The sequence below is a fragment of the Luteibacter sp. dw_328 genome (assembly GCF_018449605.1).
Classification (GTDB): Bacteria; Pseudomonadota; Gammaproteobacteria; order Xanthomonadales; family Rhodanobacteraceae; genus Luteibacter.
Genome location: NZ_JAAVUW010000001.1, coordinates 776,710 through 801,190, shown reverse-complemented (window position 1 = coordinate 801,190; position 24,481 = coordinate 776,710). Strand labels below are relative to the sequence as shown.

24 protein-coding genes are annotated in these 24,481 nt (G+C 63.3%); 17 read left to right on the top strand and 7 right to left on the bottom strand.

All coding sequences use genetic code 11. The features are described from left to right. Positions 1-9 precede the first annotated feature (9 nt). A complete protein-coding gene (locus HB634_RS03520; protein WP_213947566.1) occupies positions 10-333 on the top strand; it encodes a Txe/YoeB family addiction module toxin in 324 nt (107 codons plus the stop codon). A gap of 15 nt (positions 334-348) precedes the next feature. On the opposite strand, the gene HB634_RS03515 is transcribed toward HB634_RS03520, so the two are convergent. From HB634_RS03515 to HB634_RS03505, 3 genes are all read right to left on the bottom strand, one after another. Continuing rightward, positions 349-828 carry a RidA family protein gene (locus HB634_RS03515; RefSeq protein WP_213947565.1) on the bottom strand — a complete coding sequence of 160 codons (480 nt, stop codon included), beginning with the start codon at positions 826-828 and terminating at the stop codon, positions 349-351. 118 nt (positions 829-946) lie between these two features. Further along, complete coding sequence (locus HB634_RS03510) at positions 947-2,161, bottom strand: glycoside hydrolase family 27 protein (RefSeq protein ID WP_213947564.1); 1,215 nt, start codon at positions 2,159-2,161, stop codon at positions 947-949. 64 nt (positions 2,162-2,225) lie between these two features. Then, positions 2,226-2,756: a VOC family protein gene (locus HB634_RS03505; RefSeq protein ID WP_213947563.1), complete on the bottom strand. Its 531-nt coding sequence runs from the start codon at positions 2,754-2,756 to the stop codon at positions 2,226-2,228. Positions 2,757-2,908: 152 nt separating this feature from the next. Here HB634_RS03505 and HB634_RS03500 point away from each other — a divergent pair, with 152 nt between their 5' ends. The 12 genes from HB634_RS03500 (at position 2,909) to HB634_RS03450 (ending at position 15,557) form a co-directional block, all read left to right on the top strand. Beyond that, positions 2,909-3,559 carry a DsbA family oxidoreductase gene (locus HB634_RS03500; protein ID WP_213947562.1) on the top strand — a complete coding sequence of 217 codons (651 nt, stop codon included), beginning with the start codon at positions 2,909-2,911 and terminating at the stop codon, positions 3,557-3,559. Between the two features lie 85 nt (positions 3,560-3,644). Next, positions 3,645-4,034: a VOC family protein gene (locus HB634_RS03495; RefSeq protein WP_213947561.1), complete on the top strand. Its 390-nt coding sequence runs from the start codon at positions 3,645-3,647 to the stop codon at positions 4,032-4,034. A 12-nt stretch (positions 4,035-4,046) separates the two neighbouring features. Then, on the top strand, positions 4,047-4,946 hold the full coding sequence (locus tag HB634_RS03490; RefSeq protein WP_213947560.1) for a LysR family transcriptional regulator: 900 nt from the start codon (positions 4,047-4,049) through the stop codon (positions 4,944-4,946). Positions 4,947-5,033: 87 nt separating this feature from the next. Continuing rightward, a complete protein-coding gene (locus HB634_RS23010; RefSeq protein WP_276571516.1) occupies positions 5,034-5,282 on the top strand; it encodes a heavy metal-associated domain-containing protein in 249 nt (82 codons plus the stop codon). Next, on the top strand, positions 5,251-7,494 hold the full coding sequence (locus tag HB634_RS03485; protein WP_345777454.1) for a heavy metal translocating P-type ATPase: 2,244 nt from the start codon (positions 5,251-5,253) through the stop codon (positions 7,492-7,494). The genes HB634_RS23010 and HB634_RS03485 overlap by 32 nt, the downstream gene beginning before the upstream one ends. After that, entirely contained in the window at positions 7,491-7,907 is a 417-nt protein-coding gene (cueR, locus tag HB634_RS03480) for a Cu(I)-responsive transcriptional regulator (protein WP_213947559.1), read from the top strand. The genes HB634_RS03485 and cueR overlap by 4 nt, the downstream gene beginning before the upstream one ends. A 76-nt stretch (positions 7,908-7,983) precedes the next feature. Next, on the top strand, positions 7,984-8,595 hold the full coding sequence (locus HB634_RS03475; protein ID WP_213947558.1) for a glutathione S-transferase: 612 nt from the start codon (positions 7,984-7,986) through the stop codon (positions 8,593-8,595). A gap of 9 nt (positions 8,596-8,604) precedes the next feature. Further along, positions 8,605-10,659 carry a pyridoxamine 5'-phosphate oxidase family protein gene (locus tag HB634_RS03470; RefSeq protein ID WP_213947557.1) on the top strand — a complete coding sequence of 685 codons (2,055 nt, stop codon included), beginning with the start codon at positions 8,605-8,607 and terminating at the stop codon, positions 10,657-10,659. 14 nt (positions 10,660-10,673) lie between these two features. After that, a complete protein-coding gene (locus tag HB634_RS03465) occupies positions 10,674-12,362 on the top strand; it encodes a copper resistance system multicopper oxidase (protein ID WP_276571515.1) in 1,689 nt (562 codons plus the stop codon). Then, on the top strand, positions 12,359-13,201 hold the full coding sequence (locus HB634_RS03460; RefSeq protein ID WP_255548330.1) for a copper resistance protein B: 843 nt from the start codon (positions 12,359-12,361) through the stop codon (positions 13,199-13,201). Before HB634_RS03465 ends, HB634_RS03460 begins: the two co-directional genes overlap by 4 nt. Before the next feature lie 108 nt (positions 13,202-13,309). Then, complete coding sequence (locus HB634_RS03455; RefSeq protein WP_213947556.1) at positions 13,310-14,251, top strand: alpha/beta hydrolase; 942 nt, start codon at positions 13,310-13,312, stop codon at positions 14,249-14,251. 508 nt (positions 14,252-14,759) lie between these two features. Then, a complete protein-coding gene (locus HB634_RS03450) occupies positions 14,760-15,557 on the top strand; it encodes a hypothetical protein (RefSeq protein ID WP_213947555.1) in 798 nt (265 codons plus the stop codon). Positions 15,558-15,562: 5 nt separating this feature from the next. On the opposite strand, the gene HB634_RS03445 is transcribed toward HB634_RS03450, so the two are convergent. Next, entirely contained in the window at positions 15,563-17,503 is a 1,941-nt protein-coding gene (locus HB634_RS03445; protein WP_213947554.1) for a cytochrome c/FTR1 family iron permease, read from the bottom strand. 211 nt (positions 17,504-17,714) lie between these two features. Here HB634_RS03445 and HB634_RS03440 point away from each other — a divergent pair, with 211 nt between their 5' ends. Genes HB634_RS03440 through HB634_RS03430 form a run of 3 tightly spaced genes read left to right on the top strand, consistent with a single transcriptional unit; the run spans position 17,715 to position 19,392 of the window. Further along, complete coding sequence (locus tag HB634_RS03440) at positions 17,715-18,365, top strand: DUF3313 domain-containing protein (RefSeq protein ID WP_213947553.1); 651 nt, start codon at positions 17,715-17,717, stop codon at positions 18,363-18,365. After that, complete coding sequence (locus HB634_RS03435; RefSeq protein ID WP_213947552.1) at positions 18,362-18,721, top strand: hypothetical protein; 360 nt, start codon at positions 18,362-18,364, stop codon at positions 18,719-18,721. The genes HB634_RS03440 and HB634_RS03435 overlap by 4 nt, the downstream gene beginning before the upstream one ends. Before the next feature lie 41 nt (positions 18,722-18,762). Next, positions 18,763-19,392, top strand: coding sequence for a hypothetical protein (locus tag HB634_RS03430; RefSeq protein ID WP_213947551.1), 630 nt, complete (start codon positions 18,763-18,765; stop codon positions 19,390-19,392). A gap of 23 nt (positions 19,393-19,415) precedes the next feature. On the opposite strand, the gene HB634_RS03425 is transcribed toward HB634_RS03430, so the two are convergent. Then, positions 19,416-19,880 (bottom strand): hypothetical protein, encoded by a 465-nt coding sequence (locus HB634_RS03425; protein ID WP_213947550.1) that lies wholly within the window; start codon positions 19,878-19,880, stop codon positions 19,416-19,418. Positions 19,881-20,146: 266 nt separating this feature from the next. Between HB634_RS03425 and HB634_RS03420 the strand changes: the two genes are divergently transcribed. After that, on the top strand, positions 20,147-22,330 hold the full coding sequence (locus tag HB634_RS03420; protein WP_345777453.1) for a patatin-like phospholipase family protein: 2,184 nt from the start codon (positions 20,147-20,149) through the stop codon (positions 22,328-22,330). On the opposite strand, the gene HB634_RS03415 is transcribed toward HB634_RS03420, so the two are convergent. Both HB634_RS03415 and HB634_RS03410 read right to left on the bottom strand, forming a co-directional pair. Then, positions 22,327-23,316 (bottom strand): DUF2955 domain-containing protein, encoded by a 990-nt coding sequence (locus HB634_RS03415; RefSeq protein WP_213947548.1) that lies wholly within the window; start codon positions 23,314-23,316, stop codon positions 22,327-22,329. The genes HB634_RS03420 and HB634_RS03415 overlap by 4 nt on opposite strands. Then, positions 23,313-24,464 carry an HlyD family secretion protein gene (locus HB634_RS03410; protein WP_213947547.1) on the bottom strand — a complete coding sequence of 384 codons (1,152 nt, stop codon included), beginning with the start codon at positions 24,462-24,464 and terminating at the stop codon, positions 23,313-23,315. Before HB634_RS03410 ends, HB634_RS03415 begins: the two co-directional genes overlap by 4 nt. Positions 24,465-24,481: the final 17 nt, after the last annotated feature.

Below are 24,481 nucleotides of genomic sequence, written 5' to 3'. Positions count from 1 at the left end.
GAATGCCTGGTGCGGTGCGTAAAAAACAGCGATGACCTTTGGTGGACGAACCAGGGATGGGAGGACTATGTCGCCTGGCAAGAGCACGTCCCCACGAATGTCGACGCCGTAAACACCTTGATCGAAAACATCCGGCGCACGCCGTGGACCGGGCTTGGTAAGCCCGAGCCTCTAAAAGGTGAGTGGAAAGGTTGGTGGTCTCGCCGGATCACGCTGGAGCATCGGTTGGTCTACCGACTCTTCGACATGGACAAACCCGCGAAAGGGCAGGCCCGGCCGCAGAAGATCACGGTGATCCAGGTCGCCCAGTGCCGATACCACTACACGCGGTAAATCCCTTCGGATGGCTTAAGCCACCTCAAGCACGAACTCGACTATCACCGGCATCCCCAGTGGCGCGCTGCCAAGCCCGGAAACCAGGCGGACGGGAAGCTTCTCCTTGCCGAAGAGTCTCTCCATCAGATCCGTAGCGCCATCCGCTACCTTCGGATGCTCGATGAAGTCCGGCGTCGTCAACATGTAAACGGCAACCTTGATCACGCGGGTGACCTGATCTATAGACCCCAGGAACTCCCGAGCAGCCGACAATCCGCTGAGCATGGCCTGCTCCGCCGCTTCCTTGCCTTGTTCCGTTGTCAGGTCCGCACCGATCCGGCCACGTACTCGCGGCTCGTGTCCCCAGACCGGAACCATGCCGCTGAAGTAGACGAGGTTGCCGGTACGCACGGCTTCCACATACGAGCCGAACGGCGACGGCGGGGGAGGGAGGACGATGCCCGATTCGGCGAGCCGTTGTTCCGCGCTCATGGCGTTGGCAGCAGTGTTCATTGCCTCTCCCAAGGTGGCCGTCACCGTTAGGAAGATAAGTTTCCGCCAAACCCCGCCTGTGTCTTGCACCCACTATCCGCGTTGCCTGCCGCAGGAACCGACGGACCGGCGGTGGCTCCTACTGACCTGCGCCGACACGAATCAGGGTGGCGCCATGCCGGGGAAGCGTCGTGACGAACGGGCTACCCGTATCGATGGCCGTGTGTTGCCAGAGATCACGGGCCTGAGCTGATTTCCCGAAGCGGCTTCCCAGCGTCTGCCAGGACAGCCGAGCCGTCGCCTTCTCCCCGCGATTGAAGAACCCCACGACCACTGACCCATCCGCCATATCGCGCACGAGCACCTCAACGTCGCCCTGGCGTTCAAGGCGCCGCGCCGGACGTCCGGCCGAATCCTGATCGACGGCGATCACTTCGCGATTGAGCAGGATGTCGCGCGTCGCGGGATCCATCGTGCGCAGGTCGTTGCCGGCGAGCAAGGGTGCCGGGAGCATCGACCACAAGCTCATCTGCGTCCGGTACTCATCCGTGCTCATGCCGCCGTTGCCGATCTCCAGCATGTCGGGGTCCGACCAGTGACCCGGACCGGACCACGCGCTGAGATCGAGCTGACGAAAGCCGCGCTGCGACATGGACTCCCAGTTATCGCTGATATCCGGCGTGGTGCGCCAAAGGTTGGCGCCGGTCTGCGGTCCCCATCGCCAGATGTCGAAATCGCCGGACTGCGAGAGGCTGTAGACCACGGGTCGGCCCGCCGCGCGAAGGGCCGCGCCCATCTTGCGGAAGAGCATCTCCTGGTTGCGCTGGGTGACCGGGTAGATGTCACGGGCGCCGCAGTAGTCATACTTCAGATAGTCGACGCCCCAGGCAGCAAACTGGCGCGCGTCCTGGTCCTCGTGACCGTGACTGCCGACGAAGCCGGCGCAGGTTTTCGCCCCCGGTGACGAGTAGATGCCGAGCTTGAGCCCGCGCGAGTGCACGTAGTCTGCGAGGGCCTTCATGTCACCGAACTTGGCATTCGTCCCGATGTCACCGGCCGCGTTCCGATCGCCTTCCCAGGTGTCGTCGATATTGACGTAGACGTATCCGGCGTCGCGCATGCCGTTGGCGACCATGGCGTCGGCCATCGCACGCACATCGGCAGCCGTGATCCGGCCGGCAAAATGATTCCAGCTGTTCCAGCCCATGGGTGGCGTGGTGGCCAGGCCGTTGGAAGGAACCGGAGCGACGGCTGGCGGTGCCGCAAGCTCATTGGCTACGGCCGGCCCTATGACCGGCACGGCAGCGAACGCCAGTACGGCGGTTAGCAAACGGGTGAACATAGAGCTTGGCATGGCATCCGCTTTGTGCGCGAAAACACGCATAGTAACGGGTGCGCTCGAGCGGCATGCTCCGATCCTACGGCGCCCCGTGGCGGATGAAGTTCACGATCTGCGGCGTAAAGCGCGGGTCGCCCTCTTCGAGCGGGCCACCCAGGCGCGCGGTGATCTCTTGTATCAACCATTCGTTCCCGTCCGGATCGCTGAACCTGGCGTAGGAGGCATAACTCTTCCGATCGGAGTTGAGGCCGGCCACGCTGGTGGAGTCGTCCGCCCGGTGAAAGATGCCTTCGGCGTTGTGGAAGGGCTCGCTTATTTCCACGCCGCGCCGGATGAGTTCGGCGCGAGCGACGGCGAGATCCGCCACCACCAGATGCAGCCCCCGCACGGACCCGGGCGACGCGGGCGTCATGTTGCTACCGATCATGATCGAGCAGCCTGAGCCGGGAGGGGTGAACTGGATCACGCGGAAGCCGTCGGGTGCGGCGTAATCGATGTCGAGCCGCCAGCCCAGGTTGGCGTAGAAGCGCTTTGCGCGTTCCACGTCGGTGACGGGAACGATCACGATTTCCAGTGTCATCTCGAAAGGCAGCGGAGCAGGGGCGCTCATGGCGGGTGTCTCGTATTGGGCGGCTACCGGTTCCCCTTGCTTTTCGAGCATACCGAGCCAATGTGGCCGTCATCTTGGAGCGGTTTGTCGTCCGGGCCACTCACGGCTTGGGAGGTGTACGATCGCCCACAAACGCTAAGGTGCTTGCCCCCATGCCCCAGAAAATGAAGATCGATTTCGTCTCCGATATCGCATGCCCCTGGTGCGTCATCGGCCTCGGCGGCCTCGAGACCGCACTCGAGCGCCTGCATGACGTCATCGAGCCGGAGATCACCTTCCATCCCTTCGAGCTGAACCCGAACATGGTGCCGGGTGGTGAAAATACGGTCGAACATATCGTCGCGAAGTACCGCATTCCGGCCGACGAGGCACGGGTCAACCGTGAGCGCATCAAGGCGCGCGCGGCGGCGCTCGGTTTCACCATGAACACCTCGGACTCGACCCGCATCTACAACACCTTCGACGCGCATCGCCTGCTGGCGTGGGCGTTGTCGCAGGGAAAGCAGCACGCGCTGAAGCGCCAGCTGTTCGTCGTGAACTTCACCGACCAGACCGACCCGGGCAACCATGACGCCCTCGTCGCGGCGGCCGGCAAGGTGGGCCTGGACCAGGCGGAAGCTCGCGCGGTGCTGGAGTCCGATCGTTACGCCGAGGAAGTCCGTCGGGATGAAGCGCTCTGGCAGAGTCGCGGCATTACCGGCGTGCCGGCTGTCATCATCAACGACCAGTACCTGATCTCGGGCGGCCAGCCACCTGAAGAGTTCGAGCGTCAGTTGCGCAAGATCGCCGAGAGCGCTGCATAAAACGGACACGGAACCGAGCACGCGGAGAGGTCTGGCTTTATCGTCTATCGAAAGCTGTTGTGATATTTACATCGCGGAGGCTCAGATGAAACGAGTGACAGGTATCGGCGGAATTTTCTTCCACGCGCGCGACCCGGCGGCATTGCAAGCCTGGTACAAGAAACATCTCGGTATCGACGTCCAGTCCTGGGGCGGTGCCGCGTTCGACTGGGTCGACGACGCGGGCAATCCCGTGAAGGGAACCACCGCCTGGTCGATAGGCAAGGCAGGTGGCGATCAGTTCGCGCCAAGTACCTCGACCTTCATGGTCAATTACCGCGTGGCGGATCTTGATGCCTTGCTCCAGGCGCTACGCGACGAGGGCTGTCACGTGCTGGAAAAGGCGGACGACTCCGAGTACGGCAAATTTGGCTGGGTCATGGATCCCGAGGGCAACAAAGTGGAACTCTGGGAACCGCCGGCCACGACTTCCTGAAGGCGACAGACGATGGATCGATTCCGGGCCATGGAGATCTTCCTGGCCGTGCTCGACGAGCAGGGCTTTGCCGCTGCAGCGCGAAAACTAAGGGTCTCGCCCCCGGTCGTGACACGGGCGGTCACCGACCTGGAAGAAGCGATAGGCGTGCGCCTGCTCAACCGGTCGACCCGCGTGGTCCGGGTGACGGAGACGGGCGCGCAATACGCCGCCGACTGCCGGCGCATCCTTGCCGATGTCGCCGAGACCGAGCAATCCGCCGCTGGCTCCCACGCAGCGATCCGGGGAAGTCTCGTGGTCAGCGCGTCGACCTTGTTCGGTCGCATGCGAATCATCCCCATCGTGACCGCCTTCCTGAGGCGCTATCCCGAGGTCGATATCGAGTGTCGGTTCCTGGATAGACTGGTCAACCTGATCGATGAGGGGGTGGACGTCGCCGTCCGGATCGGCCCGCTGGACGATTCGAACTATCACGCGGCCGCCGTCGGGCATCTGCATCGCGTGGTCTGTGCATCGCCCGATTATCTGGCGACCCACGGCGTGCCTGAAACGGTTGCCGACCTGGCGGGGCACGTCATCGTCATGGCCACGGGCATGACGCCTTCGTACGAGTGGCGTTTCACGAGCAACGACCGGACGACCGTGGTTCGGGTCCAGCCACGCCTGATCGTCTCCACGAACGACGCAGCGATCGGGGCAGCGCTGGATGGCTTCGGCATGACCCGGGTGGCGTCCTATATGGTCGCCGAGCACATTGCTTCGGGAAGTTTGGTGGAGGTCCTTGCCGACCAGCAGACCACGTTGTTGCCGATCAACGTGGTTTATCACGAGGGCAGGCGCACATCGCAGAGGGTACGTGCCTTCGTCGACTTCGCTTGCCAGGTCCTGCGAGAGGATCGCTCGTTGCGCTGATGGCCATGAACCCTCGTAACGAGGGGCTTGACCTTGCCACGATGGGAAGGTCGAACCTAGCGGGTATTCACCCACTGGAGTCGACCCATGATCACGTTTCCCGTTGAACTGGCTATTGACGGCATGACCTGCAACAGCTGCGCCCGCCACGTGGCGACTGCGCTGGACGGCGTACCGCATGTTGAAAAGGTCGAGGTGGACCTCGCCCGAAAACGCGCGCTGGTGCACGCCCTCGCTGGCATTCACGTCACCGCCCTGGTCACCGCCGTTGAGGACGCCGGCTATTCCGCCCGGTGTATCACCGATGGTGCGGCCAGGGAGGTGGGCCATGAATGACATCGGGATCACTCGGGACATGGAACTGACGGAATTCGCTGTCGAAGGCATGACCTGTGCCTCGTGCGTGCTGCACGTCGAACGGGCGCTGGAACGGATTCCGGGCGTCGCCCGCGTCGCCGTGAATCTTGCAAACGAACGCGTCCGTATTGAAACGCTGGGCGGGATCGACCCGGCGGTGCTTCTCGCGGCCATCGAGCGCGCAGGCTACGGGGCGCACAGCATTGAGGATGTGGAGGTTGTCGCTGACCTGAAGCAAGCACGCCAACGGCGCGAGCGCTGGGCACTTATCGCAAGCGTTGTCCTCTCGATTCCCTTGATTCTGCCGATGCTGCTGCGGCCGTGGGGCGTGGATTGGATGCTCCCGGTCTGGCTTCAGTTTGCCCTCGCCACCCCCGTGCAGTTCGTCTTTGGCGGACGTTTCTATGTGGCTGCCTGGAAAGCGCTGCGAGCCGGTAGCGGAAACATGGACCTCCTGGTGGCGATCGGGACAAGCGCAGGCTTTGGGCTGAGCGTCTACAACGCGGTCAACGTCCGGTCGATGTCGATGCCGCATCTGTACCTGGAAGCCTCCGCGGTGGTGATTGCCCTCGTTCTGATGGGCAAGTACCTGGAAAGCCGTGCCAGGCAACAGACGGGTAGTGCGATTCGCGCGTTGGAGGGTTTGCGGCCTGCGCGTGCCACCCTCCTGCACCAGGACGAAGAGCGCGAGGTCGAGGTATCGGCTCTCCGTGTGAATGATGTGGTCGTGGTGAAGCCGGGTGAACGTTTTCCGGTGGATGGCGATGTACTGGAAGGTATGAGCGAGGCGGACGAGTCACTGCTGACAGGCGAGACCTTCCTGGTATCCAAGGAGAAGGGCGACAAAGTAACGGGCGGTGCGATCAATGGAGCTGGGCGGCTCCTTGTCAGGACGCGGGCATTGGGCGCTGAATCGACGCTGTCGCGGATCATCCGCATGGTGGAAAACGCCCAGGCGTCGAAGGCGCCCATCCAGAAGCTTGTCGACAAGGTCAGCCGGATCTTCGTGCCCACCGTGCTGGTCATTGCCCTGGTCACCTTCGTGGGCTGGCGTCTGGCCGGTACCTCGGTGGAAAATGCCTTGATCTATGCGGTCGCTGTCCTCGTGATTGCCTGCCCTTGCGCGCTGGGTCTGGCCACGCCGACGGCAATCATGGCCGGCACGGGCGTAGCAGCACGCTTCGGTATCCTTATCAAGGACACCGAGGCACTGGAGCGCGCTCCCGCCGTGACCTCGGTCGTCTTCGACAAGACGGGCACCCTGACTTCCGGCGCGCCGCGAGTGGTCCACATGGCCGCCGCCGACGGCGATGAAGCCGAACTGATGCGCATGGCGGGATCGCTTCAGCGCGGTAGCGAACATCCGCTGGCCCGGGCGATCGTGGCAGCGTGCGACGCCATGGGGCTGCTCCTGGCACCGGCCGAGGAGGTCAGGGCACTGGCGGGCCGCGGCGTCGAGGGCCGCGTGGAGGGACACATGCTGGCGATGGGCAGCACCCGCATGCTCCGGGAAGCAGGCCTGGAAGGCCACTCACTGATGGCGCAAGCGCACCTGTGGGAAGCCGAAGGAAACAGCGTCTCCTGGCTTATGGCAAAGGGCGCTTCGCCTAACGTTCTGGGCCTCATGGCCTTTGGCGATACGGTGCGTGACATGGCTCGCGCGACGGTGGCCGAACTGTCCCGACAGCACGTCTCCAGCCACCTTGTGACGGGTGACAACCGAGGCAGTGCACAGGCCGTCGCCGCTGCGCTGGGTATCCGGAGTGTGCGGTCGGAAGTCCTTCCCCAGGACAAGGCGGCGGTCGTTGTGGAGCTGAAACGTGACGGGCTGGTCGCCATGGTCGGCGACGGCATCAACGATGCGCCCGCCCTGGCAGCGGCGGATATCGGCATCGCCATGGGTAGTGGCACCGACGTGGCGATGCATGCCGCCGGCATCACCCTCATGCGGGAAGACCTCCGACTCGTGCCTGCTGCACTGGATATCAGCCGACGGACCTACGCGAAGATTAAACAAAACTTGTTCTGGGCCTTCGTGTACAACGTGATCGGCATCCCGCTCGCTGCCTTTGGCCTGTTAAATCCGGCAGTTGCGGGTGCGGCGATGGCCCTGTCGAGCGTCAGCGTCGTCGGCAACGCGTTGCTACTTAAAACCTGGCGTCCCACCTTGGTAAGAGAGATATCCGGATGAATATCGGTCAGGCGGCTAAAAGCAGCGGACTGAGCGCCAAGATGATTCGTCATTACGAATCGATCGGCTTGCTCGGCCCTGCCACACGCAGCGAGAGTGGATACCGGCTATACGGTCGAAATGACCTGCATACCCTGGTCTTCATACGTCGGTCGCGAGACCTCGGTTTCTCGCTGGATGAGGTCTCACGCCTGCTCGCACTGTGGCTCGACCGGACGCGTGCGAGTGCGGAGGTCAAGTCCCTCGCCGCAAAGCATATTGCCGTTCTCGACCGGAAGATCGACGAGCTCACCGGGCTGCGGGAGACGTTGCTGAATCTGGTCAACCACTGCCACGGCGACCACCGACCGGACTGTCCGATCCTCGAAGACCTCGAGGCAGGGATTGTTTCGCCTCGCGAAAGGACGGATTAGCGAAACTGGCCGTTCCCCTTTGAAAACGCGCACCCACACCTAGGGAACTCCTACCCTAACCATTCCAGGTCAGTCGATGAAACTCTATTACCACAACCTATCCGGGCATTCGCACCGTGCCCGCCTCTTCCTGTCCCTGCTGGGCATCGACTACGAGCCCGTCTTCGTCGACCTCATGAAGGGCGAGCACAAGAGCGTATCGTTCCTGGCCATGAACCCGTTCGGCCAGGTCCCCGTGCTGGTCGACGGCGACACGGTCATCGGCGACTCCAATGCGATCCTGGTTTACCTGGCCAAGGTCAAGGCACGGCAGGATTGGTCGCCCGAAGGACCCGCTGAGGCTGCCGCCGTACAGCGCTGGCTGTCGGTTGCGGCGGGCGAAGTCGCTCACGGTCCGGCCGCGGCTCGGCTCGTGACCGTGTTCGGCGCCAGTCTCGATGCTGCGACGGCGATCAAGAAAGCGCATGCGCTCCTCACGGTTGCCGACGGCGAGCTTTCCGCCCGGCAGTGGCTGGCTGGTACCCGGCCGACGATCGCGGATGTGGCGTTCTACAGCTATGTTTCCGCGGCGCCTGAAGGCAACGTCGACCTGTCGGGATACCCGAACGTGCTTCTCTGGCTGGGCCGCGTGGAGGCGCTGCAGGGTTTCCTGGCTTTCGACAAGACGCCGGTCGGCCTGGCTGCGTGATCCGATGTCATGGACACGCCCATCTCACCTCTCATGCCGTCTCCGTGGCACGACGGTGAACTGACGCTGCAGGCCAGCGTGGGTGTGGTCGAGCGCATGAAGGTTCCGGGCCAGCGACAGATGGCCCGGGACTATATGCCGGACCAGCACCGGGAGTTCTACGCACAGCTTCCGTTCGTGGTGCTGGGCGCGGTGGATCCGGCAGGTGACGTCTGGGCGACGCTGCGCGCAGGCAAACCGGGGTTCATGCAATCGCCGGTGCCACGCATGTTGCGCGTCACGCTGCCACGAGATCCGAACGATCCCGCGGACGCCGGCATGGAGGATGGCGACGGTATCGGAATGCTCGGGATCGAGCTGCATACCAGGCGGCGCAACCGGCTCAACGGCAACGTCCGGCGGATCGGCGACGATGGCTTCGAGATCGTTCCGACACAGAGCTATGGCAATTGTCCGCAATACATTCAGCTACGTGACTACCGGTTCGATGACACAGGCCCCGGGACGGTCGCCGAGACCGACCTGCTGGACGACCGCGCGAAGAAGATCATATCCGCGGCCGATTCGTTCTATGTCGCGTCCTATGTCGTGCGCGATGGTGTCCGGCAGGTCGACGCGTCTCACCGGGGAGGAAAGCCTGGCTTCGTGCGCATCGACGAAGACGGTGTCCTGACCATTCCCGATTTCTCGGGAAACCTCTTCTTCAACACGCTGGGAAACTTCCTGATCAACCCGCGTGCGGGACTGATTTTTGTCGACTTCCACAGCGGTGATGTCCTGCAGATGACCGGTCATGCCGAGGTTGTACTGGATGCACCCGAGATCGCCGTGTTCCTCGGCGCGGAGCGGCTGTGGCGGTTCCGCCCGCGTCGCGTCATTCACCGCGAGCGGGCGTTGCCGCTGCGCTGGACCGAGATCGATCAAGGAACCTCGCCCAATGTGGCGATTACCGGAAGTTGGGAAGACGCGGAAGCGCGCCTGAAGGCAGCAGCGCTTGCGCAGCAGTGGCGCCCGTTCCGCGTCGAAGAGATCGTCCAGGAGAGCGCTTCGATACGTTCGTTCCACCTTGCGCCCGATGACGGTGCGGGTCTGCCGGCATCGCTTCCCGGTCAGCATCTTCCGGTGCGCCTGCGACTGGGCGGCCTGGCCGATCCGTTGCTACGCATGTACACGCTGTCCAGCGCCCCGGGCGACGCGCGTCTACGCATCAGCGTCAAGCGGGAAGGGCGGGTTTCCTCTCATCTGCACGATCATGTCCGCGTCGGCGACCTCATCGAGGCCCGCGCGCCAAGCGGTGCTTTTACCGTTGACGCGGCGGTGCGTCGTCCTGCCGTCTTTATCGCTGCGGGTGTTGGCATCACGCCGGTCCTGTCCATGGTCAGGCATATCGTTCGTGAAGGCCTTCGCACGCGCCATCAGCGCCCGATGTGGGTGTTCCAGTCGGCGCGAAACAAGCTCGAGCGAGCTTTCGACAACGAATTCGCCGCGTTGGTGCGCGAAGGGAAGGGTGGGTTACGCCATATTCGCGTCCTTGGCGATATCGACGGGGCAGACGAAGGCAGTGACTACGACGCCGCCGGGCGACTGAGCGTCGAGGCGTTGAAGCAAAGGCTTCCCTTCGATGACTACGACTTCTTCCTTTGTGGCCCCGCGTCCTTCATGCAGCAGATGTATGACGGTCTACGTGGCCTGAATGTCGCGGACGAACGTATCCACGCTGAAGCCTTTGGACCGTCAGGTCTCCGGCGCCTGGCGAGTCCTGCAAAGACGACCGAAGAACGCGCGCCCGTCGCGACCTCGTCCGTACCCGTGATGTTTATGCGTTCGGGGAAAGAGGCACGTTGGTCACCCGCGTCGGGCAGCTTGTTGGAACTGGCCGAACAGCGCGGCCTTACCCCGGAATACAGCTGCCGCGGTGGAAGCTGCGGCGCGTGCCGTACCAAAGTGATCAGTGGAACGGTGGCGTACGCGCAACCGACCGAAATGACTCTCCCGGCGGGCGAAGCCCTTATATGTTGCGCGGTTCCCGCCGCGGGCTCCGCGCCCCTGCATCTAGACCTCTGACTGAGTATGCCGTCATGGACGTTTCGAACAGCACCATGGTCATTGACCGATCTCGCCGACGCTTCGTCCAGGGGTTGACCCTGGGCGGCGCCGCGGTCGCACTCGGCCTGCTGGGGCCGAGTCGTGCGTGGGCGACGCCCGTGGCAGGCTATCCGTCATCACTCACGGGAAACGACTTCGACCTCGCGGTTGGCGAGGCCCTCGTGAACTACACGGGTCGTGCCCGTATCGCGACGACGGTCAATGGTGGGATTCCGGGGCCCACGCTGCGGTGGCGGGAGGGCGAGAGCGTGGTCATGCGTGTGACCAACCGACTTTCCGTACCTACCTCGATTCATTGGCACGGCATGCTCGTGCCGACACATATGGACGGCGTACCCGGACTGAGTTACGAAGGCATCGCCCCCGGCGAGACGTTTGTCTACCAGTTTCCGGTGCGTCAGGCAGGCACGTACTGGTATCACTCGCATAGCGGCTTCCAGGAGCAGACGGGCGTGTACGGCGCCCTCGTGATCGAGCCGAAGGGAAGCCCTCGTTTCGCCGCCGACACGGAGCATGTCGTCATGCTGAGCGACTGGACCGACGAGGACCCCGAGCACGTTTACGCGACGCTCAAACGCGAAAGCGACTATTACAATCCCGCACGCCCCACGGTAGGTGACTTCATGCGGGGCGCGCGCACGAGCGGATGGGGACCGGCGTTCAAGTCGTATCGCATGTGGAACCGCATGCGCATGAGCCAGGCGGACCTTGCCGACGTGTCGGGTGTCACGTTCACTTACCTGATGAACGGCGTCGCCCCGAATGGCAACTGGACAGGTCGATTCCAGCCGGGCGAGAAGGTGCGACTGCGCTTCATCAATGGATCGGCCTCGACGATCTTCGATGTGCGCATCCCCGGCCTCAAGATGTCCGTGATATCGGCTGACGGGCAGGACATCGAGCCCATCACGGTCGACGAGTTTCGTATCTCGGTGGCCGAAACCTATGATGTTCTCGTCGAGCCGGACGATGGGGCATACACCATTTTCGCTCAGTCCATCGACCGGACCGGCTATGCGCGAGGCACACTCACGGCACGAGAGGGTCTTGTGGCAGCAGTGCCGGCGATGGACACCCGTGTGTGGTTGCCGATGAGCGACATGATGGGTGCGCCTCATCCCGTGCCGCCCGCCATGCCCGCCAAGGTGCGACATGCTCGTACCGAGTACGGTCCCGGAACGGACATGCATGTCGACATGCCGCGAACCAACCTGGACGATCCCGGCGTCGGGCTGCGCAAAAACGGGCGTCGCGTGCTCACCTACGCGGACCTGAACAGCATCGACAAACCCTCCGACCAGCGTGAGCCGGGACGCGAGGTCGAACTTCATCTCACCGGTAACATGGAGCGCTTCATGTGGTCGTTCGATGGGGTCAAGTACGCGGACGCAAAACCCATCCACTTCCGTTACGGCGAACGACTTCGCGTCGTATTGGTCAACGACACGATGATGACTCATCCCATTCATCTGCATGGCATGTGGAGCGACCTCGAAGATCCCGACGGGACGTTCAAGGTACGCAAGCACACGATCAACGTTCAACCCGCCCAGCGTGTGACCTATGCAGTCACGGCGGATGCACCCGGTTACTGGGCTATGCATTGCCATCTGCTTTATCACATGCAGGCGGGTATGTTCCGCCAGGTGGTGGTGTCATGAAGGGGTATTCCGTTGTTCTGGTTGCGTCGCTGCTTTCCTTCACAGCGACCGCGCAAGAAGCGGCGGTGAAGATGGCGCCCATGCAGATGCCCGCCATGCAGATGCCTCCTATGCAAATGCAGGGCGGGAAACCTTCATCCGATGCACGCGACCCCGACTATTCCGATGGGGTGCCGGCGAGCACGCTACGCGGCATGGATATGCTCGACGCCACGCCGCAGGCCATGCTGCTGATCGACCAGCTGGAAACGACGACCGGTCACAACGGCTCAGGGAAGGCCTGGGATGTCGAAGGCTGGTATGGCGGCGACACCGATCGCCTCTGGGTGCGCACGGAAGGCGACGGCACGACGCACTCGGTGGAACAGGGCAATGTGGATGCCTTGTGGTACCACACTGTTTCCGCCTACTGGGGCACCCAACTGGGCATCAGTCAGGACCTGGGCCGTGGCGAACATCGGCAGTGGGCGGCGGTCGGTGTCGAAGGCCTGGCCCCGTACTGGTTCGAAATACGAGCCACGGCGTACGTCGGCGCGAGTGGACGCACGGCGCTGAAGCTTCACGCCGAGTACGAGTTGCTGCTCACGCAACGCCTTGTCCTGCAGCCGGAAGCGGAAATGAGCGCGTATGGCAAGTCCGACCGGTCGATGCGAACCGGTGCAGGCGTGAGTGATGTCACCCTTGGAATCCGCCTTCGTTACGAGATACGGCGCTGGTTCGCGCCTTACATCGGCGTGCAGTTCCAACAGCAATTCGGCGGTACGGCGAGCTACGCACGCTCCGATCGCGAGGCGGTCTTCGATCGCCAGTGGGTCGCGGGTATACGTGTGTGGTTCTAGCAAGAACTTGCAGCGTGGGAAAAAGCAAGAAAAAGAGAATCAGTCGATCAGCCGCAGGTCCATACACGCATCATCTCGACCTGGCTCACTCACCTCGGAACCCTGAGCATGCGCAACACCCCGTTTACTACCCTGGCTCTCGCCGGCACCTTGTTGGCAGCGACAGCTGTCGGTTCGCCCGCGGTTGCGGCCTCAGTGTCCTATCGAACCGTGACCGTCGAAGGCGTGAAAATCGCTTATCGCGAAGCAGGATCGAAGGACAAACCGACGATCCTCCTGCTGCACGGCGTGCCGAGCTCGTCGCGCATGTACGACGCGCTCATGCGGCGCCTTGGTGACCGCTACCACCTCGTGGCGCCTGACTATCCAGGCTTCGGAAACAGCGATGCCCCTGCACCCGCAAGCTTCTCCTACACCTTCGAGCACCTCGCCGATGTCGTTGGAAAGTTCACCGATGCCGTGGGAGTGAAAAAGTATGTACTGTTCATGCAGGACTACGGCGCCCCGGTCGGGATGCGCTTGGCCGCGAAGCGGCCGACGGCAGTCCTGGGCACGATCTTCCAGAACGGTAACGTGTACAGCGAAGGGCTCGGCGCCATCTGGGAGAAGCGCAGGGCGTTCTGGTCCGATCGGGATGCCCATGAAGAGGAAGTCCGCCGCGCGCATCTGCTCGTCGAGACCACGCGCGCACGCCATATCGGCAGCGACCCCAACGTGGAAGCCTACGATCCCGATCTATGGATGGATGAGTACGCGTACCTCAACCGCCCGGGTGAAGCAGCCATCCAGTCCGAGCTGATCTTCGACTACCAGAATAACCTCACCGCCTATCCCACCTGGCAGCAGTGGCTGAAGCAACATCAGCTGCCGGCCCTGGTCGTCTGGGGCAAGTACGATCTGGCGTTCACGGTTGCAGGCGCGGAGACCTTCAAACGCGACCTCCCGAAGGCGAAAATCGCCATTCTCGACGCGGGTCATTTCGCCATGGATACGAAGCTCGACGACGTCGTTTCGCTGACCGACGCCTTCATGCGGGAGCATCGTTTTTGAAGCACCCACAGACAACTTCAAGTTGATTTGATACGGCCGTTCCCGTTGCGTGCGTCGTCGCTGTCGAAGCCTCGCAGGCAACCATCTCTCAATGCGGTGAAGAAGCGCGGGCCAGAGGTGTTACAAGCACCCCTGGACCGCGTCAATCAAGCCGCACGGCGCCCGGACACGTGCAGCCGATGAATCCGCGAACCCGTGTGATCCGCGGCACGTTGCGCCGTGCGTAGCGTGCCGCACCTGGATAGCGGGAGAGGGCGGTCATTTCAAGGAAAGGTCATGGCCAATTGGTGATTTCATCCATGAAGCCGACGCCGTGGACTACGAGCGTGTGGGGCACAGCCTGGAGGCCATCGTCGCGCTGACGCATATGGGGATCCAGTGCACGGCGCAGGCGCATGTTCGGATGTGCTGGGAGTCGTCACGTCGCGGGAGCATTGCCGAACCGCCCTGACAGACGTATAAGCCTGTCTGGGTCCGAATATCCATCAGCCAGCTTCAGGGGAAGACATTGGAAGATTCGCGGGGGTTCGAAGAAGAGGTCCGTTTCGTCTATAAGCTGCTTCTGCAGTTGAAAGGTGACGGGGTCCTGGTAACGCAAAATGCGAGGATCAAGGGCCGGTCCCAGGCGTTCCACCATTTCGATATCTATTACGAATTCGAGCGAGCTGGGGTCCGCTATAAGGTTGCCATCGAGTGCAGCGACCCAAAGCATCCTGTCGACAGGGGCCTTGTCGGCGAATTCGGATTCAAACTCGCCGACGTCGGAAACACCATGGGCTTGGTGGTTTCCCGCGGCGGGTACCTGCCGGGCGTGGACACCCTCGCCAAACAGTACGGCATCGAGCTGCTGAGTCCCGCCGATCTGCCGTCGATTGACACGCTCTTCGCCAAACGCCTGGCGGCCGCGGCGCTACCCGATGAGACGGGCACAGGCGAGCCCTTCTGGACCATCATGGAGTTGCGCGACGGGATCGCCACCGGAAGCTACTACGCGTCGGAACATCCTGAGACGCATCAGCGCAACATTCCGCTCATGTACTGCAAGAGTCACGCGGACCGCATCATGCGCGAGGGCCAGCTGGATCCGCGCACGTGGGGTGTCAGAGGCCTCCCCAGGGCCTCCCTGCGCGCGTTCATCGTGATGCTGGAGGTGTTCGAGACGCGGGGTGGGGGCGCCATGATCCTCTTCCTTCCACCTGCAGCACGGGACGGCGCGGATTTCATAGCCATGCCTATCTCAAGGCAGCAGCTGATCGATCAGTACTACGGCGCGTCCGTACTCCCGGTGAAACAGCCCGTGGCGTAAGGGATCTATCGGGAGGCCTCTTTGAGTGCCTTCCGGTGATTTGCCCAGAAACCGCCAACCACGGCCACGATCATAAGCACCTGGGCCGCGACCGTCTGAACCGTCGGAAACAGTCCGATCAGCTCGATGCGTGGCACGCCACCGAGCGGTCGGATACCGACAATGCCTGCCTCCTGCAGCGCAGCGATACCCTTGCCCGCGAGCACCACGGTAAGTATCGCCATCAACCACGAGCTATAGGCGAAGAACTTGCCGATCGGAAGCATGCGGCTATATCGCAGCAGCGCCCAGGCGATGATCGCGAGCGCGACACAGGCGGTGGCGGCGCCAGCCAGGAGCGCCGCACCGCTGCCGGGCGTCCAGAGCGCGGCGTAGAAGAGGATCGTCTCGAACACCTCGCGATACACCACGATAAAGGCGAGACCGAACAGGAACCACGCCGAACGGCCCGAAAGCGCCGTGGCCATGCGTTCCTTGATATAGCGCTGCCATTGTCCAGCCTGGGATTTCCCGTGCATCCATATGCCGATGGACAGGAGCACCACCGCGGCAAATACCGAACCAAAACCTTCCGTCAGTTCACGGCTCGCACCACTGATGCCGATCAGCCACGTCGCGGCGACCCAGGTAAGGAAGCCGGCCGCGAGTGCGCCCGTCCAGCCCGCGTGGACATACGGCATGACTTCCATGCGCTCGGCCTTGCGCAGGAACGCGATCATAGCCACGACGATGAGCAGCGCTTCGAGGCCCTCGCGCAGAAGAATGGTCGCCGCACCGATAAAGGTCGAAAGCTTGCCACTGGCATTGGGTGATATCGCGGCCTCCGCGTCGTCCAGCAGGGTGCTCAGGACCTGTTCGCGGTTCGCGACGTCGTCGGCACTCGCGCGGTGCTCGATCGCCGCGCGGTATTCACCCATCGAGCCTTCGATGTGTTCGAGCAGCGTGCTGTCGCGGCTGCCCAACAGAGGTTCGATGGGCTCGAAGCCATCCAGGTAAGCCGACAGTGCAAGCGTGCTCGCGCCCGGCTTGTCACCCGCGCGGTAGGCTACGACGCTCGCCTTGAGCTTCTCGCGCACGACGGACAGCGACGACGCTGAGACCTTCGGTGCGAGCACGTCAGGGTGGCGACGGAGGTAGCCCATGATTTCATCAGCTTGCTGTTGCCCGATGCGCTTGCCAAGAGCCGAGGGCGTGGTGGTCACGAGGGAGGTGAGGTCGGGGACGTCCGTGCGCAGCGTTGCATCGTGCTGCCAGAGACCTTCACCGGCAGCGGCCATCTGATCGGGAACGGCAAAGTGGCCGACATACAGGGCCAGCGACCAACGGTCGTCATCGGAGAGACTGGCGAAGCTAGGCATGGGCGTGCCGTCGACGCCTTGCGTCACGATCTGGTAGAGCGAGAACACGCTGCGCTCGCGAGCGCGCTCCTGGTCGGTGAAGGCGATGGGCGGTGTCGCCAACGCCTTCGCAGCGGGGCCGTCGCCGTTGCCGGTGGCGCCATGACACGCCACGCAGTTCTGCTGGAACAGCTGCGCGCCATGCGCGAAGTCGGGCACACGAGCCGGCGCCAGGGGCACGGGATACGCGGCTAAAAGGGCGGCTGCCAGCTTGTGCGAGGCATCCGAGACATCCTTGGGATCCGCTTTCGACGCGATAGCCGCCCTGAGGGCGGCTGCCTGATCGACCAGCCCGGCTTTGCCGGCTTTCTCCGGCAGGGCCGCGATGTGCGCCGAGACGGTGGACGCAAATTCTTGCTGCTCGGCGTACTCAGCGGGGCTGGATACGGCTCCATGGTTCACCGCGCCGGCATAGTCGACGGCGATGTAATCGAGCAAACGCCAGGCCGTTTGCGCGTCGGCTGCGTAGGGTTCGGCGGCCAGGCACGTCGTCGAGAGGGCGAGAGAGAGGGTTAGTCCAGCAAACCACCGGATAACGCGGGGAACCATGGTGCGAGGCCATTCGTAGTGAGAATCGTTATCGTACAGGAACGGCGGTTCGGCCGAACTCTTACGGGGTAGATCCTAGGTAGTACTACCGGCGAGTTGCGCGATCGAGGGGCCTAAGCTTCTCGTTAGTCGGCGCCACAACGGCGCCGTGAACCGGGCTGTGACGCGGGGTTCGAAGCTCATCCCTGGGCGCGGCTTAGAGGAGCTTCCCATGCGTCGTGCTCTTTGCCTTATTGCCGGCTTGCTCGTACTCACCGTGGCGACGGCAGCCGCGCCTCCTCCGCAGAGCGGATTCCTTGACTCCTACCCAGCGCTGCAACCCGATCCCAAGCACGAAGGGTCCTTCATCTACATGGCGCCAGGAGCAAGCCTCAAGGGCCTGACCAAGGTTCAGATCGACCCGATCCTCGTCTGGTACTCGAAGGACTCCACCTACCAGGGCATCGATCCGAACGAGTTGTCCGCAGTCACGGAGAACCTGCGCAAGGCGCTGATCAAGAACCTCGAGCCGAAGTATCCCGTGGTGGACACCGCTGGCCCGAACGTTCTTCGGCTGCGCCTCGCCGTTACCAACGTGGTCGCGGAGAAAAAGAAGCGCGGCCTTCTCGGCTATACGCCCGTCGGCTTCGTCATCGGCGCGGCGAAGAACGCGGCGACCGCCGGACCCAACCTCAACATCGCGTCTGCCACGTTGGAGGCAGAGCTTCTGGACGCCTCCGGCAAGCGTCTTGCCGTGGTCATCGATCCTCTGGCCGGACAGGACGTCGAAAAAGAAAACCTCACGTGGGCGGATATCGGGAAAGTCCTGGATGCCGCGGGCAAGCGCCTCAGGACGCGCCTGGACAGCGACAATCTGCAGTGAACTCGCGCTTGAACTTCGCCACGCAAGTGCTCTTCGAGCGTGGCGGAGTCCGCGTGATCTTCGATCACGTCCGGAATCTTCTGGTCGCGACCATTGTCGTCGCGGCCGGCCTGGACACGGCGAAGCGAAGCGGCGCGGATGCCGCGCTGCATATCTTCGTCAACCCTGTGCTGCTTAGTTACGTCGTCGTGTTCCTCGGCATCGTGCTCATTGCGGTCAATTTCTTCGATGGACTGCATAAGCTGCGTCGATTCCGGTGGCACGTCCTGCTCCAGTTTGCCATGGGCCTTGCCTATCTGGTGATGTCTGTCCGCATGGTCCAGATCGTCGTCTTCTTCCGTACGCACGGCTGCTGACTCATGTCGGTATTCCCGCCACTTTGTCCTGGAGTAATCGCATGAACAAACTCCTTATTCCGGCGGTCTTCTCGATGACCGCCTCCTTCGCGCTGGCCGTGCCCTGCACCGCATGGGCACAGGCGGCAGAGCCCGCCATGGCATCGACGGTTCATGGCAAGGCCTTTGAGCTGGCTCGACACGAAGAGACCGAGTCTGCGACCGTGACCAACGTCGACCACGAAAGCCGCTTTGTGACCCTGCGTAACGCCAAGGGATCCGAATTCACGATCGAGGCCGGCCCGGAGGTTCGCAACTTCGCCCAGCTACGGGCGGGCGATATCGTTACGGTTACTTACCAGGCTGCCACGGCGCTAGAGCTTCTGCCCGCGAACAGCGGCGCTACGCCGGGTATAGAAGCCGAGAGTGAAAGCACACGCGCCCCAAAGGGTGCCAAGCCGGGCATCGACGTCGGCCAGTCCGTTTCCATCACGAGCAGGATAACGGCCCTCGACCTGGCAACTCACACGGTCACGCTGACGGGTCCGGACGGCAAGCAGCGGCGGATCGAAGTGACCGACCCCACGCGACAGGCTCGCATGTCGCAGCTCAAGGTCGGCGACCTCGCGAGGATGACGTACGTGGAAGGCGTGGCTGTGCAGGTCACGCCGAAGGCATCGGGAAAGCCCTGAGGTCAACTGGCGTGACTACATGATCAGTTGATGGTGTAGCCGCGTCCCTTCATGCATGCGCCGTAAGCGTGGCTCAACGACGCATCGTTCTGCGCCTGGGTATTGGCAGCGGCCTGGTTCTGCTCTGCTCTTGCCCGACGCGCGCGAACACCTCCCGCGACGACGCCTGCCGTGGCGCCTACACCGGCGCCGCGTCCCGCGTCACCATTTGCCACGCCGCCGATCACAGCGCCCGCCGCCGCGCCTCGCGCGGCGCCTGCCAGGCGTTGTCCGCCACCGACGGCCGGTCCCGTCTGTTGCGCCGGCACGGGCTGGCTGGGTGCGTTCGACCGGGCCCATGACATGCACGCATTCTTGTCAGCCTGCTGCTTCTCCGCGCTTTGACCCTTGGCGGGGTAAGCGGCGGGAGGCTGTTGGGCGAACGAGCAGGGCACGACGGCGGTCGCCACCATGGTCAAAGCCAACGCCAGCCTGGATGTGATCTTCATCTGCGCAGCTCCGTAATCGTGACGGGATGTCGACACCATAGCTTCGCCGCTCAAAGAGATCCCGCATCGGCATTCTTGCGTAGCGCCTGCTAAGTACTACTACCGGATTCACCTGCCAGCCAACGGCCTACGCTTAGGTCAATCGGCGGCACGTCCGCGTCCCTGGCCGGAGTCAACGTCATGCGCGCCTCACTGCCCCCATGATGAAGCGTCGACGTCACTTGTTCGCGTGGCTGGCGTTGCTTGCTGCGCTATCGGGATTGCCCGTGACACCGGTTCGAGCCGAGGACGCGACGCTGGCGTGCCGGGCGCGACCCGTTCAGCCGGAGAACCGGCCACGGATTGGTCTCGTCCTGGGCGGCGGCGGTGCACGGGGCATTGCCCATATCGCGGTGCTACGCAAGCTCGAAGAGATGCATATCCCCGTGGATTGCATCGCTGGCACGAGCATGGGCGCACTCGTGGGGGCGCTCTACGCGTCCGGCAAGTCGGTCGACGAGATCCAGCAATTCGTCCTGGCGCTGGACTGGGATCGCCTCTTCAACGACTCCCTGGACCGTCGTGAGCGTTCGTATCGCCGCAAAACGGACGACACCCTCGTGGTATCCACGCCCGGCGTGGGCGTTGGTTCGAAAGGCCTGGTGATCGCCGGTGGGCTGCTCGCGGGTGAACGCATCCTTCTGCTGTTCGAGAAGATGATCGAACCTGTCGCCACTATCGAAAACTTCGACAACCTTCCTATTCCCTACCGGGCCGTCGCGGCCGACATGAACTCCGGTGACGCGGTGGTCATCGACCGTGGCGACCTGGCGCTGGCCATGCGGGCGAGCATGTCGATCCCGGGTGTTTTTCCCCCGGTCCGCATTGGCTCCCATGTCGTCGTCGACGGTGGCGTTGCACGCAACGTTCCGGTCGACATAGCGCGCGCGATGGGTGCGGATATCGTGATTGCCGTGGATGTGGGCACGCCGTTGGCCACCATCACGCCGCAGTCGAATGTGCTCGAGATCACCGGCCAGGTCACCGGCCTGCTTACCGTCCGCAATACGCGCGAGCAGCTGGCTACCCTGACCGATCGCGATGTCCTCATCAGCCCCCCGTTGGGCGACCGCGTGGCCACGGCGTCCTTCGCCAAGGGGCCCGAAGCACTCGCCATCGGTAAAGAGGGCGCCGACGCGGCCACTCCTGCGCTGACTCGCCTGTCGATACCGGACGATGCCTATGCGCAGAACGTCACCATGCGCCATGGTAAACAGAGCCCGCCGCCGGTCGTGCAGTTTGTCCGGCTCGACAATCACAGTCGCTACCGCGACAGCATGATTCTTTCCCGCGTCGATATTCCTGTCGGCCAGCCGTTCGACGCGAAGCGCGCTGAGGACTCGCTGTACAGGGTGTACGGGTTGACGACACTCTCGCAGGTGACTTACGAGCTGGTGCAGGAGGACGGTCAGAAGGGCGTGCTAGTCCACGTCAGCGAGAAGCTCCAGGGGCCGAACTACCTCGAAGCCGGTCTGAGTACCAGCGGCGATTTCCAGGGACGATTCGACATGAGCCTGCGCGTTGGCATCCTTCATTCACCGATCAATGATAGTGGCGGGGAGATTCGCTACCTCCTCTCCTTAGGCAGCGAGTCGGGCTTTCTCACCGAGTACTACCAGCCGCTCGGCGCAGAGGGGAAATACTTCTTTGCCAGCCGTTTGCAGTATCGCTCCTACGACATCAACACATTCGACAACCGCGGCGACAGGACAGCCGAGTACAACGTCCACCAGGGCATCTTCGGAGCTGGCTTCGGTCGTGAGTTCGGCAACTATGGTGCGGTGACGGTTGGCTACCAGCGCGAAGCCGGAAACATCAAGATCCAGATCGGCGAGCCGACGACGCCTCGAACGCATTTTCAGGGGGGCGAGGGCTACCTTGAAGCGACGGTGGATCGGCTGGACAGTTTCTACTTTCCTCGCGATGGTTACCTCGCGCGAACCCGATATACCTGGTCGCGTACCGGCCTTGGCGCGGACACGAACTTCGAGCAGCTCGATTTCGATGGTATCGACGCTCACCTTTTTGGCAGGCACTCGGTCCAGCTGGGTGTTCGGTACCACGTGACCACGAGCGGCGTGGCGCCGATCCAGAGCGTCTATCGACTCGGCGGGTTTTCCCGGTTGGCCGGCTTCGTGTCGAACGAGCTCACCGGCCAGGACTATGCAGAGGTCTTGCTGGGCTATTCCTACCGCACAGGCCGCTTCCTCAACCAGGATGTCCTTGTGGGGACCACGCTCGAGTATGGCAACGCGTGGATCGATCGTTCGCGGATGAGTTGGGGTAACTCCCTTCTGAACGGAAGTATCTATGTGGGTATCAACTCATGGATCGGACCGATCCTCATCGGTGTCGGCGCCCGGCAGGGCGGAGAACACAACATCTTCCTGGAAGTGGGGCATCGCTTCTAAGCGTCCCGCCGATGCCACACGAGGCTCATCGTGCCTACGGCAAAGGCACCGGCCAGCGCGAACTGAAGCACGCGTATCAACCACAACGAAAGCGTCCCTGTATCCGATGAGATCGCCGTGCTGAGAATGATCAGCGTGGCGTTACAGGTGAGCATCGCCAGCCCGGCCGCCGGACCGCCGGCGCTGGTCCGTTGGCCAAACCCCAGCAGCACGGCAAACATGAGCACGCACAGGAAGGGAAGGGTGGGCGTGGTAACCAACAGGCTGTGAAGTAGGAGTCCGAGAAGGCCGCCGATCGTGTTGCCGACGATCATGCCCAGCGCGTGCATGCGGCCACGCTGTGCATCGAAGTTGGCCACTAGCATCACGGTCGCGATCATCACCGGGAGCACGTCGGCGAGGCCGAACAGCAGGTAGACCAGCATCAGGGGCATTACGATGGCGACACCGGCGGCGGCCATCGCACCCGGGGAGGTGGTGCGTGACGTGGCTGGGGGCGGCGATCGCGCGGGAGGCCCAAGAGGCCATGCGACGTAGACGAGCTGGATGGTCAGTAACGCCACCAACATGCTACGGATCAAGGCTGTCGGCAGCACCCCGGCCTGGGTGGGAGCGATCATCACCACTACCGGAATGGTCGCAAGGCAGATCAGGAGCAGCAGCGCGGGGAACGGAGGACGTCCGCTGAGGATGGCGAGGAAGGCTGCGAAGACGCATAGGGCAATAAGGCCGAACATGACGGTCGGCGTGTCGCGAAGCAGCGATGCCAGTCCCAGGGCGAACAGCGACGCGCCGATGATCACGAACATCAGGCTCACGGCCACTTTCAGTCCGGGCCTGACCGGCAGATTGGTGAGGAGTACGGCGGTGAATACGGGCGCCAGAAAGCTGGGGGACCAACGCATCGCTTCGCTGAGGACGAAGGCGAGGGTAACGCCCACGGCAAAACGCAGGGTGGCCTGTAGCGTCGCGTCGCTCGTGCTCATCGCAGGTAGCTGAGCAAGGCGACCATCCTTATCCACACGCGTGCCAGCGGGTTCATGACCGAGCCATCGCTGGTGAGCACGACGACGTTGGCCTGGGCGCCACTGCGGCCCGGTGAACGTTGCTCAGAGGGGCTGGGCGACGCGTCCAGGACGACGCGTACCGGGAAACGCTGCGGCTCACGCAGCCAGCCACTGGGCGCACTGACCGTGGGCAACTGCCCAGTCGGGGCCTCGCCGCCCTGTGAGATACCCCAGCCGACGCTATCCACGTGGGCCGGATACACCGTGCCGGGACGATCGTCGAAGACAACATAGGCGCGGTTGCCCGGCGCGATACGACCCAGCTGGTTCTCACGCATCGCGGCGCTGATCCAGCGCGGTCCGTTGGCCATGAAACTGAGAACGGGCGTGCCGCGACTGGCGAACTGCCCCGGCGACAGCCGCAGGTTGGTAACGACGCCGTCACTGGGCGCGACGACCGTGCTGTGGCTGAGATCGAGTTCGGCTTGCGCGAGCGCGGCAAGCGCCTGGCGAATCTGGGCGTTGCTGTTTCCCGTGTCGCCCATGCGGATGCGTGCCCGCTCGGTCTCGGCTTCGCCGCGGCTGATCTCGGCTTTCGTCTTCGCGATATCCGCCCGGGCGCGGATAGCCGAGGTCTCCGACAAGGCCCGCTTCGCCGACAGGTCCAGGACGATCTTGCCCAACTGCTGGGACGCGGCCAGGTCCACGCGTTGCCGACTCAGCTGGGCCTCGGCCACACGCACGTCGGCGATCGACGCATCGGCAGCCTGCGTCGCCAGCGCCACATTGGCCTGCGCTACCTGCACGGCGATCTGGAAGGGGCGTGGATCGATGCGGAACAGCACCTGGCCCTTCTTCACCGGGTGGTTGTCGGCAACATCCACCGACACCACCGGCCCCGAGACCTCCGGCGCGATCTGCACGACGAACGTGTCGATCGCCGCCTGCGACGTATAGGGCGTGATGCGGTCGGCGAACACGTGGTAGAGAAACATGGCGAGCAGCACCAGGAGCGCCACGCGGACGATGCGTCGAACCCGCTGGGCACTCGCCGCTGCTGCATCCGCGGGCTCCTGGGGACGCACCGCGGCTGGCGTGGCGGCATCGGTAGCTGTCTCGTTGTGCATCGTCGCTCTCGTCGCGT

Coding starts and splice junctions, on each gene's coding strand:
- HB634_RS03490 (WP_213947560.1), top strand. CDS start 4,047: ATGGATCGATTCCGGGCCATGGAGATCTTCCTGGCCGTGCTCGACGAG.
- HB634_RS03425 (WP_213947550.1), bottom strand. CDS start 19,880: ATGAAGATCACATCCAGGCTGGCGTTGGCTTTGACCATGGTGGCGACC.
- HB634_RS03430 (WP_213947551.1), top strand. CDS start 18,763: ATGAACAAACTCCTTATTCCGGCGGTCTTCTCGATGACCGCCTCCTTC.
- HB634_RS03445 (WP_213947554.1), bottom strand. CDS start 17,503: ATGGTTCCCCGCGTTATCCGGTGGTTTGCTGGACTAACCCTCTCTCTC.
- HB634_RS03500 (WP_213947562.1), top strand. CDS start 2,909: ATGCCCCAGAAAATGAAGATCGATTTCGTCTCCGATATCGCATGCCCC.
- HB634_RS03470 (WP_213947557.1), top strand. CDS start 8,605: ATGGACACGCCCATCTCACCTCTCATGCCGTCTCCGTGGCACGACGGT.
- HB634_RS03440 (WP_213947553.1), top strand. CDS start 17,715: ATGCGTCGTGCTCTTTGCCTTATTGCCGGCTTGCTCGTACTCACCGTG.
- HB634_RS03465 (WP_276571515.1), top strand. CDS start 10,674: ATGGACGTTTCGAACAGCACCATGGTCATTGACCGATCTCGCCGACGC.
- HB634_RS03460 (WP_255548330.1), top strand. CDS start 12,359: ATGAAGGGGTATTCCGTTGTTCTGGTTGCGTCGCTGCTTTCCTTCACA.
- HB634_RS03415 (WP_213947548.1), bottom strand. CDS start 23,316: ATGAGCACGAGCGACGCGACGCTACAGGCCACCCTGCGTTTTGCCGTG.
- HB634_RS23010 (WP_276571516.1), top strand. CDS start 5,034: ATGATCACGTTTCCCGTTGAACTGGCTATTGACGGCATGACCTGCAAC.
- HB634_RS03485 (WP_345777454.1), top strand. CDS start 5,251: ATGGTGCGGCCAGGGAGGTGGGCCATGAATGACATCGGGATCACTCGG.
- HB634_RS03495 (WP_213947561.1), top strand. CDS start 3,645: ATGAAACGAGTGACAGGTATCGGCGGAATTTTCTTCCACGCGCGCGAC.
- HB634_RS03510 (WP_213947564.1), bottom strand. CDS start 2,161: ATGCCAAGCTCTATGTTCACCCGTTTGCTAACCGCCGTACTGGCGTTC.
- HB634_RS03515 (WP_213947565.1), bottom strand. CDS start 828: ATGAACACTGCTGCCAACGCCATGAGCGCGGAACAACGGCTCGCCGAA.
- HB634_RS03505 (WP_213947563.1), bottom strand. CDS start 2,756: ATGAGCGCCCCTGCTCCGCTGCCTTTCGAGATGACACTGGAAATCGTG.
- HB634_RS03455 (WP_213947556.1), top strand. CDS start 13,310: ATGCGCAACACCCCGTTTACTACCCTGGCTCTCGCCGGCACCTTGTTG.
- HB634_RS03475 (WP_213947558.1), top strand. CDS start 7,984: ATGAAACTCTATTACCACAACCTATCCGGGCATTCGCACCGTGCCCGC.
- HB634_RS03410 (WP_213947547.1), bottom strand. CDS start 24,464: ATGCACAACGAGACAGCTACCGATGCCGCCACGCCAGCCGCGGTGCGT.
- cueR (WP_213947559.1), top strand. CDS start 7,491: ATGAATATCGGTCAGGCGGCTAAAAGCAGCGGACTGAGCGCCAAGATG.